Origin of the sequence: Micromonospora nigra (genome assembly GCF_900091585.1) — a bacterium.
In the GTDB taxonomy this organism is placed as follows: domain Bacteria; phylum Actinomycetota; class Actinomycetes; order Mycobacteriales; family Micromonosporaceae; genus Micromonospora; species Micromonospora nigra.
Genome location: NZ_FMHT01000003.1, coordinates 589,815 through 606,809 on the forward strand (window position 1 = coordinate 589,815; position 16,995 = coordinate 606,809).

Below are 16,995 nucleotides of genomic sequence, written 5' to 3' on the forward strand. Positions count from 1 at the left end.
ACCGCCCGCCGCGACGGGGGTGGCGGGACCGGCTCGGACCCGTGGTCCGCCGTCCACCGCCAGGCCCGCCGGGCCGGCGCACATCGACTTCGAGGTGAGTGGCTGTGTCGAGTACCGGTCCAACCGTTCCCGCGCCCCCGGTGGGGTCCGTTCCCTCGTCGGCGCTCGCGCTGACCGCCACCCAGCAGGGCATCTGGCTCGCGGAGCAGCTCGAACCGGGAGAGTCCGGTTACCACGACACCGCCGTGTCGCGGATCGTCGGAGACCTCGACGCCGACGCGCTGCGGGCGGCGCTGGCGGACGTCCAGCGGCACCACGAGGCGTTACGGTGCCGGATCGAGACCACCGCCGACGGCGTCCCGACGCAGGTCTTCGACGTCGACCGGGTCGACTGGTCCTACCGACGGTCGGCCCGGCCCGACACCCCCGTCGAACGGCTCGTCGGGTTGGACAGCAGCGAACCGTTCGACCTCGGGTCGGGCCCACTGTGGCGGGTACGCCTGGTGCGCACCGGACCGGCGGAGCACATCCTGATCGTGGTGACCCACCACCTCGTCACCGACGGCTGGTCGCACGGGGTGTTCCTGCGTACGCTGCTGGCCTGCTACCTGGCCCGTACGCGGGGGATCCGGCCGGCCCTGCCCGACCCGGGGCTGCGCTACGGCGAATGGATCGCCGACAAGCTGCGCAGGGAACGGGACGCCCGACAGAGCGACCGGGTCGACCGGGCCGCCGCCCGGCTCGTCGACGCGCCCCGCCGCTGGTCCCCGCCGGGGTTGACCGCCGGCCCGGCCGGACGTCGGGCGGCGCTGGTGCCGGTGCCGCTCTCGGCGGCCGAGTGCGAGACCTTCCGGCAGGCGTGTCGCGGGCTCGGCGTCACCACGTACATGGGGCTGGCCGGGTTGTTCGCGCTGGGGGTCGCCCGGGGCACCGGCGTCGGCGAGGTGGTCCTGGCGGCACCGGTGGCGCACCGCGCCGACCCGCGCACCGCGGCCCTGATGGGCTGCATGATCGAGGTGGTGCCGGTGCATGTCCGGGTCGATCCGGCCCTGCCGGCCCGGGAGGCGGCCACCGCCGGCCGGGCGGCGACGCTGGAGGCGCTGCGCCACCTGGACGTGCCGTACCGGGAGGTCACCCGGGCGCTGCGGGTGCCCCCCGGCGACGAGGACCCGCTGACCAACCTGTCGTTCGAGGAGTTCAACGTCCCGCTGGGTCGCCACCGCCTGGCCGGGCTGGAGATCGAGCCGCTGCCCCGGGTGGGGTTGCGCACCCGGCACGATCTCACGCTCAGCGTCCCGGCCGGTCTCGCCCGGTCACCGGAACTACTGGTGCCCGCCGACCGTTGGCAACCCGGGACGGTCGCCGCGTTCGCCACGGACCTCGCCGACCTGGTGCGCGCCTGCCGCCCGGCGTGACCGACGACGCCCAGCGGCCGGCGCGGCGTCCTCGTCCGGCGGACCGCCGGCCGGTCCGGTGCCCATAACCTCGGGATAACCGCCCCCGGCTAGCTTGCCCCCGGAGGTGTCAGCCATGCCGAGTTCGTTTTCCCGTTTCCTCGACGAAGCGGAGCTGGCCAAGGTCCGGGAGCTGTACCTGGAGTCGCTCGACGCGCTGGACGACGACGAGGACGACGAGGCGACGGCGGCGACGGATCGGAACGGCCCCGTCGGGCAGGACGCGGCGGGCCGCGGGGAGAGGGCCGGTTCCGATGAAACTGACTGACGACCAGGTCGAGGCGTACGAGCGCGACGGTTTCCTGCTGCTACCGGCGTACTTCTCCGCCGACGAGGTCGCGCTCATGCGGGCCGAACTGCCCGCCGTGTTCGGCGTGGAGTCGCCGGCGCTGATCCGTGAGGCGGGCAGCGGCGTGGTGCGGGGCGTGCACGGCGTCCACGAGTCGAACCCGGTCTTCGCCGCCCTGGTGCACCAGGCCCGGATGGTGGAGCCGGCGCGGCAGCTGCTCGACAGCGACGTCTACGTGCACCAGTTCAAGATCAACGCCAAGCTGGCGCTCGTCGGTGACGTCTGGGAGTGGCACCAGGACTTCCTCTTCTGGCACGAGGAGGACGGCATGCCCGAGCCCCGGGCGCTGACCATCGGGCTCTTCCTCGACGACGTCGACGAGTTCAACGGCCCGCTGATGCTGGTGCCCGGCTCCCACCACGGCGACCTGTGCGAGGTGAGCCGCCAGCCCGACACGGAGGGGTGGGCGAGCACACTGACCTCATCGCTCAAGTACCAGGTGCGGGCCGACACGCTGGCCGACGCGGTCGACGGTCGGGGGATCGTCGCACCCAAGGGGCCCGCCGGCTCGGTCCTGATCTTCCACAGCAAGATCCTGCACGGCTCGGCGCCGAACATGTCGCCGCGCAACCGGACCATCGTGCTCACCACCTACAACAGTGTGGACAACGCGCTGGCCGAGGTGGCCGACCCGCGACCGGAGTTCCTGGCCAGCCGCCGGGCCGTCGCGTTGACGCCGCGTGGCGCCGAGTCTCTCGCACCCGCCTAGGGCCCGGCGGACCGTGCTCCGCGAAGCCGGTTCGCGGTCCCGACCCGAGGAGGACCCCTGTGACCACGGTGGCAGAGCCGTCGGCCTGGAACTCGACGCAGGAGCCGTTCGCGCAGGTTCCGCTGACGGCGCTGCTCGCCGACCAGGCCGGGCGCACCCCGGACGCGGTGGCGGTCGTGTCCGGCGTCGAGGAACTGACCTACCAGGAGCTGGACGCGCGCGCCAACCAGCTCGCCCGCCGGTTGATCGGGCTGGGTGTCGGGCCCGAGGACGTGGTGGCCCTGGTCCTGCCCGGGTCGGTGCCGTTCCTGGTCGCCGCGCTGGCCGTGCTCAAGTCGGGGGCGGCCTACCTGCCGGTCGACCCCGGCTATCCGCAGCACCGGATCCAACTCATGCTCGACGACGCGCGGGCCGCCGTCCGCCTCACCCTCGACTCGATCGCCGCCGACCTGCCGTCCGCCGACATCCCCACCGTCGTGCTTGACCGCCCGGAGGTCGCGGCGGAGCTGGCCGGGTGGAGCCCCGCCGCTGTCACCGACGCCGAGCGGATCCGGGCGCTCTCCCCGCTGCACCCGGCGTACCTCATCTACACCTCGGGGTCGACGGGCCGCCCCAAGGGCGTGGTGGTCTGCCACCGGTCGGTGGTCAACTACCTGACCTGGGCCACCCGGGCCTACCCGTCCTGCGCCGGCGCCACCGTCCTGCACTCCCCGGTCACCTTCGACCTGACGGTGACGGCCCTGTTCGCGCCCCTGCTCACCGGGGGCCGGATCCATCTGACGGGTGTCCGGGGCGGTCCGCCCGCTCGGTCCGCCCTGCGCCGGTCCCCCAGCACGTTCCTCAAGGCCACGCCGGGATTCGTCCCGATGCTGGCGGCGTTGCCCCCTGAGTTCTCCCCGAGCGGGGAGCTGGTGGTCGGGGGCGAGGAGCTGCTCGGCGACGCACTGGCCGACTGGCGCCGGCGGCACCCGACGGCGACGATCATCAACGAGTACGGCCCGACCGAGACGACGGTCGGTTGCATGGAGTACCGGATCGCGCCGGGTGACCACCTTCCCGGCGGCCCGGTGCCGATCGGCCATCCCATCGCCAACACCCGGATCCACGTGCTCGACGAACGCCTGGATCCGGTGCCACCGGGCGCGATCGGCGAGGTGTACGTCGCCGGGGCGGGGCTGGCCCGGGGGTACGCCGGCAGGCCGGCACTGACCGCGGAACGCTTCGTGGCCTGCCCCTTCGCCACCGGGGAACGGATGTACCGCACCGGCGACCTCGCGCGCTGGACGGCGGACAGTCAACTCGTCTACGCCGGGCGGGTCGACGAGCAGGTGAAGGTGCAGGGCTACCGGGTCGAGATCGGCGAGGTGGAGGCGGCGCTGACGGCGCACGGGACGGTCGCCCAAGCTGCCGTGGTGCTCCGTGCCGGCCCCGGGGGCGCCGCCCTGGTCGGCTACGTCACGCCCGTTGCCGGGCAGGCGCCGCAGGCTGCCCGGCTGCGCGAACACGTCGCGCGGCGGCTGCCGTCCTTCATGGTGCCCGCCGAGATCGCCGTGCTCGACGAGATCCCGCTGACCCCGAACGGCAAGGTCGACCGTCGGAGGCTGGCCCAGCGGTGACCGACCGGCCGGGGGGTCACCGCTGACCCGCCGGATGACCGGCGCCCCCGCCGTGGGCGATGGCGGCGCTCAGATGCCGACCGGGATCCTGCCCCGCAGCACGGCTACGATATCGAGCCCGACCCGGCAGAGCTCGCCCCGGATCGCCTGCCGGTGCAGGCGGTTCGTCGACTCGTCCACGTCGACGTTGAGCTCCCTGCGCAACCTGGTGGAGCAGATCTCGTACCACCGCTGGGCCTGGGACAGGTGTCCCAGGTGGCCGTGCACGGCGATCAGGATCCGGTAGGTCTCCTCCCGGTACGGCTCGATCTGGAGCATCTCCCGACACCGGTCGACCACGGTCAGGTGGTCACCGCTGGCCAGGTTCGCTGCGATCAGCCGCTCCAGCGCGAGGAGACTCCTGCTGCGCAGCCACATCCGGTGCACCTCGGCCCAGTCCAGATCCACCCCGGGGAGGAAGTCGCCCCGGTAGATCTCCATCGCCGACGCGCACAGCCGGACGGCCTGTGCGCCGTCCCCCTGTGCCTCCGCCGCACGCGCCCGGTCGATCAGGTCGTCGAAGACCTCGAAGTCGACCCACACGCCACCCTCGGCCTCCAGGGCGTACCCGAGCTGGTGGGTGACCAGCCGCAGCGACGCACGCTCCCCCGCCGGGCCGCCCGCCCCGACGGCGCGCTCGTTCTGGCTCGTCAGCGCGGCGCGCAGCATGTGCACGGCCACCTTTAGCGAACTCGAGGTGCGCGACCAGGGCGCGTCCGGCCACAGTGCCTCGTACAGGGTCTCCCGGGACAGGACCCGACCCCGGTTGAGCAGCATGAACTGCAACAGGACCCGGGCCTTGCCGGCCCGCCAGCGGTCGATCTCGTGGCCGCCGGCGCTGAAGGCGAACCCACCGAGGGTACGCACGACGATGGCTGGCTCCGCAGTCGTCACGGTTCCTCCTCCGTCAACCCCGGTGTGCGCAGGTGCACCGGTAGCTGGCGTGGCGTTCGGCGTGCGACCTGCGGAAAAAGTAGATCATTCGGCCAAGGGCCGGGAGGAACCCCTAACCACCCCTATAGTCCGCAGTTGTCCTGAGCTGAGGGGTTTGGTGAGCGTCGGGTCCGTAGCCGGTACCCGGCCGCCTGCCACTCGCCCGCCCGGGCGACCGCCCCCGCCAGCCATTGACGCCTGTCTCTATCAGGTGTCTCATGACAGGTACCTACCGGTAACCCCGTCCGTCCCGGAGGTTCCCATGTTCTCCCGCCCCCCGCGTCGCCTGGCCCGGCTGACACCCCTGGTGCTCCTGCTCGCCGCGGCGACCGTCGCCGCCCCGCCCGCCCACGCTGCCGGACCGGCCGGCTGCGATCCGGCCGGCTGCCTGCTGCCCTTCCCCAGCGACGTGCACACCGTCGCCGACCCGCACACCGACACCGGCATCCGGCTCAACCTCGACCGGGCCCACATGCCGGCGAACATCCTCGGTACCCGGATCAACCCCTGGGAGTGGAACCGCAGCGACGGGTTCTCCCCCGGCTCCGCGCTGCTCGCCCACGTCCCGGGGCTCGACGCCGCGGCGACCGGACTCGCGCCGGCCACCGACATCGGCCGCTCGCTCGCCGCCGACGCCCCGATCGTGCTGATCGACACCCGCACCGGTACGCGGCAACCGTACTGGGCCGAACTGGACGCCACCGCCGCCGACCGGCCCGACCGGCAGGCACTCATCATCCGACCTGCCCGCAACCTGGACGAGAACACCCGGTACGCCGTCGGGCTGCGCCGCCTGCGCACCGCCGCCGGCGCCCCGGTCGCCGCCTCGAAGACCTTCGCGGTCCTGCGCTCCCCCACGCCCCCGGCCGACCCGGCGCTGCGTCGCCACTGGGAGTACGCACAACGCGCGCTCGGTTCCCTCGCCACAGCCGGCATCGACACCAGCGAGCTGCACCTCGCGTGGGACTTCACCGTCGCCAGCCGACGCGGGCTGACCGGGCGGATCACCCACATGCGCGACGAGGCGTTCCGCAGACTCGGCATCTTCGCTCCGGCGGTCACCATCGACGCGGTCACCAACCGGCCCGCCGAGGACGACCCGTACATCCGGCGGCAGGTCGAAGGAACCGTACTGGTGCCCAGCTACCTGAACAACCCGCTCGGTCCGCCCGGCTCCTGGCTGAACACCGGGGACGACGGGCTGCCAGAGCAGGAGGGCGTCAACACGCAGCTGGCGAAGTTCCACTGCAACATCCCCCGCTCCGCGAGCGCCGCGACGCCGGCCCGACCGGCGCTCTACGGGCACGGCCTGCTCGGCTCCCCGCGCGAGATCGACCAGACCCGGCTGCGGCAGTACGCGAACGAGTCGAACACCATGCTCTGCGCCACCGCCTGGATCGGCATGGCCACCGAGGACGTACCCAACGTCATCTACGCGCTCGGCGACTTCTCGCAGTTCCCGTCGATTCCGGACCGTACCCAGCAGGGCTTCCTGAACTTCCTGTTCCTCGGCCGAGCGCTCACCCACTCCTGGGGCGGCCTCAGCACCCGCTCCGCGTTCCGCGACAGCGGCCCGCTGTTCCGCGCCGGCTCCGGTCACCTCGTTTACCTCGGCAACAGCCAGGGAGGCATCCTGGGTGGGGCACTCTGCGCCGTCGCCACCGACCTCACCCGCTGCTCCCTGGGCGTACCCGGGGCCAACTACTCCACCCTGCTGGACCGCAGCGTGAACTTCGACCAGTTCCTTCCGGTCTTCGGCACCGCGTACCCCGATCCGCTCGATCGACAGCTCGTCCTCGGGCTCGCGCAGCTGCTCTGGGACCGGGGAGAGGCGAACGGCTACCTCGCCCACCTGACCCGTGACCCGCTGCCGAACACTCCGGCGAAGCGGGTGCTCCTCGTCGAGGCGTTCGGTGACCACCAGGTGGCCAACGTGGCGACGGAGGTCATGGCGCGCAGCATCGGCGCGCGACTGCGTACCCCGGCCCTGGCCGCCGGGCGCAGCGCGGACGCGGTGCCGTTCTGGGGCATCCCGGCCGCACCCACCCTGCCCTACGCCGGCAGCGCGCTGGTGGTGGTGGACAGCGGTTCGCCCGCACCGCCGGCGGGCAACGTCCCGCCCCGCGCCGGCCAGGACCCCCACGGCCACCCCGCCAACTCACCGGCGATCCGGGCCATGATCGCCCAGTTCCTGGCCACCGGAGAACTCGTCGACACCTGCGCGGGGTCGCCCTGCACCGCAACGCCGTAGCGCCGTAGCGCCGAGCCGACCCCAGGCACTCGCCGGCCCCCGTCGAACCGGGTCGGTCGCGGACCACGTCCGTCGACCGGGTCGGTCGCGGACCACCCGCGGTGCCGGGCGCGGCTGGTCCCACCGGTTCAGTGGTGGGACCAGCCGCGGTGTTCAGGCAGTCGTGCAGGGCGCTCCGTCGAGCGTGAAGCCCGACGGGCGGGGGTTGGCACCGCCGTGGGTGCCGTTGAAGCCGATGCCGACCGAGGCGCCCGCCGGCAGCGCGCCGTTCCACGTCTCGTTGACGGCGGTCACCTGCGTGCCGCTCTGGGACCACCGCGCCGACCAGCCCTGGACCACGCGCTGGTCGGCCGTCGGGAAGGTGAACCCCAGCCGCCAGCCGGACAGCGCCGTCGTACCGGTGTTCGTGATCGTGATCGTGGCGGTGAAGCCGGTGCTCCAGTCGTTGGTCGCGTAGCTGACCCGGCATCGTCCGTCGCCGGGCCCACCGTCGTCCTCGGCGGTGGTGACCGTGACCGGAGCCGACGGCGCGGAGCGGTTGCCGTCCGCGTCCCGCGCCACGACGTGGAAGGAGTACTCGGTGCCGGGGGTCAGGCCGGTCACGGTCAGGGCGTTGGTCGTGGGCCGCCCGACGAGCACGTCCGTCGCGCCGTTCTCCCGGTACACCTCGTAGCCGGTGACACCCTCGTCGTCGGTCGACGCGGCCCAGCTCAACGTCATCCCGGTGGCCGTCACGTCGGCAGCGACCGGGGTGCCGGGCACGGTGGGCGGGCTGGGTTCGGTGGTGGCGTAGGTCAGGCCGAAGCCGTACGGGAACAGCGGCGTCCTGCCGTCGCCGTCGTTGACCGGCTGCTGGGTCGCGGTCGCCGGCCAGCTCACCGGGAGCTTCCCGGTGGGGTGGTGCCGGCCGAAGAGCACGTCGGCCACACCGGCGCCCTCGGTGCCGGGCAGCCAGGCCGCGAGCAGGGCGTCCCAACCGGGAAGCTGGGCCGCGACGTCGAGCGGCCGACCGGACACCAGGACGACCACCACCGGAACGCCGGCCGCCCGCAGGGTGTCGACGGTGCGCAGGTCGGCCGGGTCGAGCGCGAGCCCGTCGGGCCGGTCACCCTGCCCTTCGGCGTACGGCGTCTCGCCGACGACCGCGATCGCCACCTTGTACGACGGGTCGATTCCGGTGCCGTCCCGGCTGTAGGTGACGGTACCGGCCGAGCCGACGGCGTCGCGGATGCCGCGCAGGACCGTGGTGCCCGGGGTGATCGGCCCGCTGTCGCCCTGCCAGCTGATCGTCCAACCGCCGCTCTGGTTGCCGATGTCGTCGGCGTTGCGTCCGGCGACGAAGATCTTCCCGGTCGGGGCGAGCGGCAGCACGTCGCCCTGGTTCTTGAGCAGGACCTGTGATTCGGCCACCGCCCGCCGGGCCAGCGCCCGGTGCTCGGCACTGCCGACGGTGGCCGCGTAGGACCGGTCGGCCAGGGGACGCTCGAAGAGGCCGAACTCGATCTTCTTGGTGAGGATGCGCCGGTTCGCGTCGTCGATCCGGGCCATCGACACCCGACCCGCCTGCACCTCACCGCGCAGGAGGGTGATGAACCGCTTCCACTCCGTCGGCACCATCACCATGTCGATGCCGGCGTTCACGGCCCGGGCGACCTCGTCACCGGTGAAGCCGGGCGCACCGTCGATCTGGTCGATGCCGTTCCAGTCGGAGACGACGAAGCCGGAGAAGCCCAGCTCTCCCTTGAGCACGTCGGTGATCAGGTAGCGGTGCCCGTGCAGCTTCTGCCCGTTCCAGCTGTTGTACGAGACCATGACCGAGCCGACGCCGCGCTCCACGGCGGCCCGGAAGGGCGGCAGGTGCACGGCCCGCAACTGGGCCTCGGTGAGGGCCGTGTCGCCCTGGTCGTCGCCGCCGGTCGTACCGCCGTCACCGACGTAGTGTTTCGCGGTGGCCAGCACCGACGCCGGCCCACCGGGCGTCGTGCCCTGGAGGCCGGTGACGACGGTCGTCATGTCCGAGGCCAGCTCCGGCCGCTCCCCGAACGACTCGTAGGTGCGGCCCCACCGGTCGTCGCGTGCGACGCACACGCACGGCGCGAAGGTCCAGTCGACCCCGGTGGCGGTCACCTCCTCGGCCGTGGCCCGCCCGATCTGCTCGACGAGCGCCGGGTCGCGGGTGGCGCCCAGGCCGATGTTGTGCGGGAAGATCGTCGCACCGACCAGGTTGTTGTGCCCGTGCACGGCGTCGGAGCCGTAGAGCATCGGGATGGCCAGCGGCGTGGCACGCGCGCCGCGCTGGAGACCGTCGTACATGTCGGCCCAGCCGGCAGCGGTGTTCGGCGTGGGCGCGGAACCGCCGCCGGAGAGCACCGATCCGAGGCGGTAGGTGGTCATCTCGGTGGCGGTGACCGAGGCCCGTTCCGCCTGCGTCATCTGGCCGAGCTTGTCGTCCAGCGTCATCCGGGACAGCAGGTCGGTGACACGTGCGACGACGGGCAGTGCCGGGTCCTGGTAGGGCGGCACGGCGGCGTGCGCCGCCGGCACATGAGCCAGGGCCGCGACCAGGGCGGCACACAGGACAGCGGACAGACGGGTACGCACGGTACGTCCTTTCGACGGCGGAAGCCCCGCACGTCCGGCGCCCATCTCGCCGTGCAGGTATCGACACCTCACCATATCCGGGAGCGCTCCCACGACACAATCTCCGGGAGCCGCGAACCGGGCCGCCGCAGCGTCGAATGGCGCGAGGGGGATACTCGGGTGGGGTGGCCGACTGCGGAGTCGACCGGGGATCGGAAAACCGGCTGTTCCGGTGTGACATGGCGGATATGAGCAAAGATCTCTTCGCCAAGGTGCAGAGCTACGAGGCGTACGCGTTACGCCAGGAGCTGGAACTGCGCAACCTGCTGCCGTACTTCCGGACCGTGCAGGGACCCCCCTGCGCCGTGACCATGATCGGCGGCGCTCCTCGCGTCAACCTGGGCTCCAGCAACTACCTCGGGCTGTCCGGGGACCCACGGCTGACCGAGGCCGCCCACCTGGCAACCCAACGTTACGGCACCTCGATCAACGGCTCCCGGTTGATGAACGGCACCACCGCCCTGCACCTGGAGGTCGAGGCAGCGGTCGCCGACTGGTTCGGCGAGGAGGACGCGCTCGTCTTCAGCAGCGGTTACAGCACCAACCTGGGGGTGATCGGCGCCCTGGTCGGTCCGCAGGACGTCGCCGTCTGCGACGCCGGTGACCACGCCTCCATCCTGGACGGTGCCGGACTGGCCCGTGGCCGGCTGCTGCCGTTCCGGCACAACCGGATGGACCGCCTGGAGGCGTTGCTGCGGCGGGCCGCCGACTCGGACGGGGGAACCCTGGTCGTCGTCGACACCGTCTACTCGATGCAGGGCGACCTGTCCGACATCGTCGGCGTCACCACCCTGTCCCGCCGCTACGGCGCCCGCCTGCTCGCGGACGAGGCACACGCGACGGGGGTGCTCGGTCCCACCGGGCAGGGGGTGGCGGCCCTGGCCTGCCTGGCCGACGCGGTCGACCTGCGGATGGGCACCTTCTCGAAGGCGCTCGGCGGCAGCGGCGGTTTCGTGACCGGCCCGGCCGACGTCATCGACTTCCTCCGGGTCCAGGCACGGTCGTTCATGTTCACCGCGGCGGCCCCGCCGAGCGGAATCGGCGCGGCCCTCACCGGGATACGGATCGCGCAGTCCGCCGAGGGCGACGAGCGGCGGCAACACCTCGAGGCGAACGCGGCGCGGCTGCGCACCGCCCTCGCCGACCTGGGCTTCGCCGTGCCGGCGGTGTCGCTGGCCGCCGCCGGGACACAGGTGCAGACGCCGATCCTGCGGGTGCCCGCCCCGGACGACCTCACCGCCGCCCGGATGTGGAAGGTGCTCTACGACCACGGGATCTACGTCAACGTGGCGCTCTACCCGGCGGTGCCGAAAGGACAGTCCCAGCTGCGGGTCAGCGTCATGGCGACGCACACCGAGGAGCATCTGGAACGGGTCGTCGACGCCTTCACGGTCGTCGCCCGCAAACTGGCGGTGGTGGACATGCCGGACGGTGCCTGACCGACGGTGCGACGCGGGGGCCTGCGTGCCGCCGGCCCACGCGTCAGACGCCCGACCAGGCCCGGGAGGCCGCCACTTTCAGCAGGATGTCGTTGCTCTCCGGCAGGCCGACGGTGACCCGGACGCCCTCGCCCGAGAAGGCGTGCACCTGGAGCCCTTCGGCCCGGCAGGCGGCCTCGAAGTCACCGGTGCGGGTGCCGAGCGGCAGCCAGACGAAGTTGCCCTCGCTCGGCGGTACGGGGATCCCCACCGCCCGCAGGCCGTCGACCACCCGCCCACGCTCGGCGGTGACCGCCGCGCGGCGGGTCGCGTACTCCGGCGCCGAGGCGAGCGCCGCGATGGCGGCGGCCTGTGCGGTCTCCGGAACCACGAACGGCATGGTCACCGCGCGCAGCCCGGCGATCGGACCAGGCTGCCCGATCGCGTAGCCGACCCGCAGACCGGCCAGCCCGTACGCCTTCGAGAAGCTGCGCAGCACCACCAGGTTCGGGTGCCGGGGATAGGTACGCAGACCGTCGGCGGTCTCCGGGTCGGTGGCGAAGTCCCGGTACACCTCGTCGAGGACCACGAAGACCCGGCGGGGCACCCGGTCGAGGAACCGGTCCAGGTCGTCCTGACGGATCGCCGTACCGGTGGGGTTGTTCGGGCTGCACAGGAAGATCATCTTGGTGCGCCGGCGGACCGCCGAGGCCATCGCGGGCAGGTCGTGGTCGGCTCCGCGCAGTGGGATCCGCCGCACCGGCACGCCCATCCCCTCGGCGATCAGCGGGTACCCCTCGAAGGACCGCCAGGCGAACAGCACCTCCCGCCGGCCCCACCCGCGGCCACGGTTGACCAGGTGCAGCATCTGCTGGATCAGGCCCGCCCCGCCGGCCCCCACGGCCACGTGGTCGACCGGCACGTCGTGATGGGCGGCGATCGCCTCCACCAGGGCCGTCGGATACACCTCGGGGTAGCGGTTGACCCGGCCCGACGCTTCGGCGATCGCCCCGAGGACCGCACGCGGCGGCGGATCCGGGCTCTCGTTCGCGGCGGCCCGGTGGATCTGCTGTTCGGACATGTCGCCTCCTCCCGGGCGACGCTATGCCGCCGGGCACCGGGACGAATCGACTGTACGGCGCGGCCACGAGGGGCACCCGGCACTGCCCGGTCAGGCAGTCCGATCGGCGCCGTCGCAATCGGGTTCAACCGGACCCGCGCCCCTGCCAGCATCGCCGGACGGGGCCGACGCCCGCCGACCTCGTACCCGACGACAGGAGTCACCGTGACCACCTCGGAGGCTCGGCGCGCGCCGGCCAGAACCACCGTCCTGGTGGTGGTCTGCCTCGCCCTGTTCATGGCGTTGCTGGACAGCACCGCGATCAGCCTGACCCTGCCGGCGATGCGGGCGGACCTGAACGCCGACCTGACCGGGCTGGTGTGGATCGCCGACGGGTACGTGCTGGTCTTCGCCGCCCTGCTGCTGACCTCGGGAAGCCTCGGTGACCGGCTCGGCCGGGCCCCGATGTTCCTCGCCGGCCTGGCGGTCTTCACCGTCGGCTCGGCGATCTGCGCGTACGCCCCGGAGCTGCCCGTGCTGGTGGCCGGGCGGATCGTGCAGGGCCTCGGGGCGGCGCTGGTCACCCCGCAGACGTTGGCGATCCTGTCGCACACCTTCCCCACCCCGAAGGAGCGGGCCAGGGCGTTCGGCATCTGGTCCGGAGTCTCGGCGTTGGCGCTGTTGCTCGGACCGGTCCTCGGCGGGCTACTCGCCGACACCTGGGGCTGGCGGTCGGTGTTCCTGATCAACCTGCCGGTGGGTGGGGTGGCGCTGCTGCTCGGCGCGCGGGTCCTGATCGGTCGGGACGGCACCGCGGCCCGACCGCAGGGGCGGTTGCGTCGGGTTGTCGACCTGCCGGGTCAGGTGCTCGCCGTGCTCTGGCTCGGCACGCTCACCTTCGCCCTGGTCGAGGGGAGTCGTTTCGGGTGGACCTCGCCGGTCATCGTCGGTCTGCTGGTGCTCTCGCTGCTCGCGTTCGTCGCCCTGCTCGCGGTGGAGCGGCGGGTGGCGCATCCGATGCTGCACCTGGATCTGTTCCGCTCGGTCACCTTCTCCGCGAGCACCGTGGTGATCGCGCTGACGGCGTTCGGCATGTACGCGTCGTTCTTCCTGGTCAGTCTCTTCCTGCAACAGGCCCAGGAGTACTCGGCCGCCGAGGCGGGGGTGCGGTTCCTGCCGGCGATGGGCGCGGTGATGGTCGCCTCGCCGCTGGCCGGGCTGCTCGCCGGGCGGGTCGGCTCACGGGTCCCGGTGCTCGGTGGTGCGACGCTCATGGGGGTCGCGCTACTGCTGCTGGCCCGGGTGGAGACCGACTCGCCGTACGGGAGCTGGTGGCCCCTGCTGGTGATCTTCGGCGCGGGGATCGGTCTGGTCATCCCGCCGGTGAACAGCGCACTGTTGGGCAGCGTCCGGGCCGACCGGGCCGGGCTGGCCTCGGCGACCGGGGAGACCGGTCAGCAGGTGGGTGCGCTGGTCGGTATCGCCGTGCTCGGGGCGTTGGTCACCAACGGATTCCGCCGGGTGGTGGCTGACGGGGCCGGGTCGGTGGGGCTGTCCCGGGAGGACTCCGCGGAGCTGGCCCGACGGCTCTTCGCCGAGGACGGCGACTCGGCGGCGGGGGCGAGCCCGGCCGTGACGGCGCTGGTGGACCGGGCGTTGACCACCGGCATCGGCTGGGGGCTGACCGCGGCGGGAATCGCGGCCCTGGTCGCGGCGGCGGTGGCCGTGTTGATCCGGGAACCCCGGACCAGCGGTCAGCAGGAATCGGACGCCCAGCCGGTCGGTGCGGCGCAGAGCCGCTGACCCGACGGCGGGGCGACGCCGTCGCGAGCCCGCCGCGAGCCCTTTCCGCACGGCGGTCAGCTCCGTCGCCCACCGGCCCGTGCACCGTCCGGATCTCCCAGACGCGACGGGCCGGCCCGACGGATCGGCGCGGGATCCGTCGGGCCCTCACCCGGAGGCCGGGGTCAACCCCCGGCGCGCCTGGCGGTCAGCTCCGGCGGGCGTTGGATCTCCCGCCACGTCTTCGGGGCACTGCGCGCGACGACGACCTTCGCGACCTGACCCACCGCCCACCGGAGTGCCTTGTTGCGCACCGGCTTGAACCGGTTGACCCGCAGCACCCGCTCCCGGATCCAGAAGACCCGCTCCCGACGGCGACGTTCGTACTCACGCAGACCCGACGGGACGTCCGCCGCCGTCGCCAGGGCGTCGGCCAGCACCGTGCCGTCCTCGATCGCCATGCACGCACCCTGCCCGAGATCGGTGGGGAGGGCGTGCGCGGCGTCACCGAGCAGGGTGACCGGCCCCTCGCCCCAGCGGTCGTGCCACTCGTGGTAGAAGACGTCCAGCCTGCTGATCGTCTCCGGCGGGGTGGTGCCGACGAACTCCGGCGCCGGCCCACCGACCGCGTCCGCGAGCTCCCGGGCCCGGGCGGCCGTGCCCTGCGGGTCCTCCCCGCCGGGGTCGCGTTCACAGGAGAGCGTCCAGACCACCCGGTCACCGCCGATCAGCCATGCGCCGCCGCCGATCCGGCTGTCCGGGTTCGAGAACAGGTGCACGGTGCCCCGGCTGAGGCCGCAGGTGCTCGGTGCGATGCCGCGGTAGGTGGACCGGCCGGTGTAGACGGTGGGCAGTTCCCCGCGCAGCTGGGTCAGGATCGTGGAGCGGATGCCGTCGGCGGCCACCAGCCCGCTCCCGGTCACGGTCCGGCCGTCGCCGAGCTTGAGCGCGACCTCGTCACCGGTGAGCTCGTAGCCGGTGACCCGCTGCCCGTAGTTCGGCAGCACGCCGTGCTCGGCGCAGGCCTCCCGGAGCATCTCGATCAGGTCGCCCCGACCGATGCCGACCGCCGGGCTGCCGCCGGGCGAGATGGTCTCGGCGGTCCGCATCCGGAACATGACCTCCTGGCGTGGGTTGCGGCTCTCCGACCCCTTGAGGATCTCGGCTCGCTCCAGCAGGCGCCGCTCCAGCCCGAGCGACGCCAGACAGGTCGTCGCGTTGCTCCAGATGGTGTGCCCGAAGCCGGCGTTGGTGACGATCTCGTCCAGCTCGCGCCGCTCGTAGACCTGCACCGGGATGCCGTGCCGGGCCAGGGCCAGGGCGGCGGTCAGCCCACCCACCCCGGCGCCGGCGATGAGGATCGGGCGGGTCAGCTCCATCGGGTTGCTCCTCACGTGGTCACCGCCGGGTCATCAACAGCATCAGGGTGCGCGGACGGGTGGGCAGGTACTCCAGCTCGAAGGCGTCGGCGAAGAGTTCCTTCTCCTCCGCCGGGGCGAGCATCGGTGCCATCTTGGCCCCGCCCTTGAGCTGCTCCTTGTCACCCTGGAAGCACCAGACGAGCACCGCGGAGCCGGGCCGGGTGAGCCGGTGGATGGCGCGTGCCACCGCCAGCCGCTGCTCCCCCTCGGTGTCGTTGAGCGCCCCGAAGTCACAGATCAGGTCGTACTGGTCCCGGGTGCCGGGGATCGGACCGGCGGTGATGTCAGCCTCGGTGAACGTGCAGCGGTCGGCGACCCCGGCGGCGCTCGCCCGCGCACGGGCCCGACGCACCGCCACCGGGGAGAAGTCGACCCCGAGCACCGGCCCGAAGCCCTGACGGGCCAGGTAGACGGCCTCCGCACCGGTACCGCAGCCCAGGTCCAGCGCGGCGGGATACTCGGCGGGAGTGAGTCGACCCGACTCGACCAGCTCGGTGAGCTGGGGGCGGACCTCCTTGTCCCAGGGAGCGACGTTGAACCGGTAGAGGGTGTTGTAGAACCAGGGCCGCAGCCGCATCAGAGGGTCCTTCCGTTCGGGGCCATCGACGGGCCGGCCGGTTCGAGGTCACCGGCGATGCCCTTCAACACGTCGGCCACCCGGTCGTTGAGAAAGAAGTGCCCCCCGGGCAGAACGCGGACGTCGCCGGGGCCGGTGGTGAGGGTGGACCAGGGCGGAAGCAGGTCCAGCGGGGCCTCCGGGTCGTCGGCACCGCCGTAGACGGTGACCGGGCAGCTCAGCCGGGGGCCCGGCCGCCACTGGTAGGTGTCCGCCGCCTCGAAGTCGGCCCGCAGAATCGGCACCACCAGCTCCAGCAGCTCCTCGTTGGCGAGCACCTCCTCCGGCGTACCGGCCAGCTCCCGCAGCCGTTCCTTGAACTCCGAGTCGGGCAGCGTGTAGTCGTACTGGCCCGCGACGGGTGGGGGCAGCTGCGGGGCACGGTGACCGGAGACCATCAGGTGGGTCGCCGGGCGGCCGTGCAGGTGCTCCAGCCTGCGGGCCAGTTCGAAGGCGACGAGCGCACCGAGGCTGTGGCCGAAGAGGGCGTACGGCCGGTCGATCCGGTCCAGCAGGGTGCCCACCACCTCGAGGGCGATGGCGTCCACGCTGGTCAACGGAGCCTCGGCGATACGGGAGCCGCGGCCGGGGATCTCCACCGGCACCACCTCGACGTGCTCCGGCAACTGCCGCTGCCAGCGGCCGTAGATGCGCATCGCCGACCCGCCGGCGTAGGGCAGACAGAAGAGCAGGGTATGGGCCATCGC

13 protein-coding genes are annotated in these 16,995 nt (G+C 72.8%); 7 read left to right on the top strand and 6 right to left on the bottom strand.

Annotated elements, in window-relative coordinates; translation table 11 throughout:
• The first annotated feature begins 140 nt into the window (after positions 1-140).
• The 4 genes from GA0070616_RS02375 (at position 141) to GA0070616_RS02390 (ending at position 4,128) form a co-directional block, all read left to right on the top strand.
• A complete protein-coding gene (locus GA0070616_RS02375; protein WP_175439960.1) occupies positions 141-1,415 on the top strand; it encodes a condensation domain-containing protein in 1,275 nt (424 codons plus the stop codon).
• 115 nt (positions 1,416-1,530) lie between these two features.
• Positions 1,531-1,722 (top strand): hypothetical protein, encoded by a 192-nt coding sequence (locus GA0070616_RS02380; RefSeq protein WP_091075511.1) that lies wholly within the window; start codon positions 1,531-1,533, stop codon positions 1,720-1,722.
• Complete coding sequence (locus tag GA0070616_RS02385) at positions 1,709-2,512, top strand: phytanoyl-CoA dioxygenase family protein (RefSeq protein WP_091075513.1); 804 nt, start codon at positions 1,709-1,711, stop codon at positions 2,510-2,512. Before GA0070616_RS02380 ends, GA0070616_RS02385 begins: the two co-directional genes overlap by 14 nt.
• A 59-nt stretch (positions 2,513-2,571) precedes the next feature.
• The gene (locus GA0070616_RS02390; protein ID WP_091075516.1) at positions 2,572-4,128 is read left to right on the top strand and encodes an amino acid adenylation domain-containing protein; all 1,557 of its coding nucleotides are present in this window, start codon (positions 2,572-2,574) and stop codon (positions 4,126-4,128) included.
• A 69-nt stretch (positions 4,129-4,197) separates the two neighbouring features.
• Here the strand turns inward: GA0070616_RS02390 and GA0070616_RS02395 are convergent, their stop codons facing one another.
• Positions 4,198-5,061, bottom strand: a complete 864-nt coding sequence (locus tag GA0070616_RS02395) for an AfsR/SARP family transcriptional regulator (RefSeq protein WP_091075519.1) — start codon at positions 5,059-5,061, stop codon at positions 4,198-4,200.
• 301 nt (positions 5,062-5,362) lie between these two features.
• On the opposite strand from GA0070616_RS02395, the gene GA0070616_RS02400 reads away from it, so the two are divergent.
• Positions 5,363-7,351, top strand: a complete 1,989-nt coding sequence (locus GA0070616_RS02400) for a hypothetical protein (protein WP_091075521.1) — start codon at positions 5,363-5,365, stop codon at positions 7,349-7,351.
• A gap of 153 nt (positions 7,352-7,504) precedes the next feature.
• Here the strand turns inward: GA0070616_RS02400 and GA0070616_RS02405 are convergent, their stop codons facing one another.
• Positions 7,505-9,952 carry a glycoside hydrolase family 3 N-terminal domain-containing protein gene (locus GA0070616_RS02405; protein ID WP_245712622.1) on the bottom strand — a complete coding sequence of 816 codons (2,448 nt, stop codon included), beginning with the start codon at positions 9,950-9,952 and terminating at the stop codon, positions 7,505-7,507.
• A gap of 227 nt (positions 9,953-10,179) precedes the next feature.
• Between GA0070616_RS02405 and GA0070616_RS02410 the strand changes: the two genes are divergently transcribed.
• On the top strand, positions 10,180-11,430 hold the full coding sequence (locus tag GA0070616_RS02410; protein WP_175439961.1) for an aminotransferase class I/II-fold pyridoxal phosphate-dependent enzyme: 1,251 nt from the start codon (positions 10,180-10,182) through the stop codon (positions 11,428-11,430).
• A 43-nt stretch (positions 11,431-11,473) separates the two neighbouring features.
• Here GA0070616_RS02410 and GA0070616_RS02415 read toward each other — a convergent pair whose 3' ends face one another.
• Positions 11,474-12,490 (bottom strand): histidinol-phosphate transaminase, encoded by a 1,017-nt coding sequence (locus GA0070616_RS02415; protein WP_091075532.1) that lies wholly within the window; start codon positions 12,488-12,490, stop codon positions 11,474-11,476.
• 204 nt (positions 12,491-12,694) lie between these two features.
• Here GA0070616_RS02415 and GA0070616_RS02420 point away from each other — a divergent pair, with 204 nt between their 5' ends.
• Entirely contained in the window at positions 12,695-14,272 is a 1,578-nt protein-coding gene (locus GA0070616_RS02420) for an MFS transporter (RefSeq protein WP_091075537.1), read from the top strand.
• A gap of 164 nt (positions 14,273-14,436) precedes the next feature.
• Here GA0070616_RS02420 and GA0070616_RS02425 read toward each other — a convergent pair whose 3' ends face one another.
• The 3 genes from GA0070616_RS02425 to GA0070616_RS02435 are packed head-to-tail and all read right to left on the bottom strand — an operon-like array spanning position 14,437 to position 16,992.
• Positions 14,437-15,630 (bottom strand): FAD-dependent oxidoreductase, encoded by a 1,194-nt coding sequence (locus GA0070616_RS02425; RefSeq protein ID WP_091075541.1) that lies wholly within the window; start codon positions 15,628-15,630, stop codon positions 14,437-14,439.
• 19 nt (positions 15,631-15,649) lie between these two features.
• A complete protein-coding gene (locus GA0070616_RS02430; RefSeq protein ID WP_091075544.1) occupies positions 15,650-16,249 on the bottom strand; it encodes a class I SAM-dependent methyltransferase in 600 nt (199 codons plus the stop codon).
• Positions 16,249-16,992, bottom strand: a complete 744-nt coding sequence (locus GA0070616_RS02435) for a thioesterase II family protein (RefSeq protein WP_091075546.1) — start codon at positions 16,990-16,992, stop codon at positions 16,249-16,251. The genes GA0070616_RS02430 and GA0070616_RS02435 overlap by 1 nt, the downstream gene beginning before the upstream one ends.
• Positions 16,993-16,995: the final 3 nt, after the last annotated feature.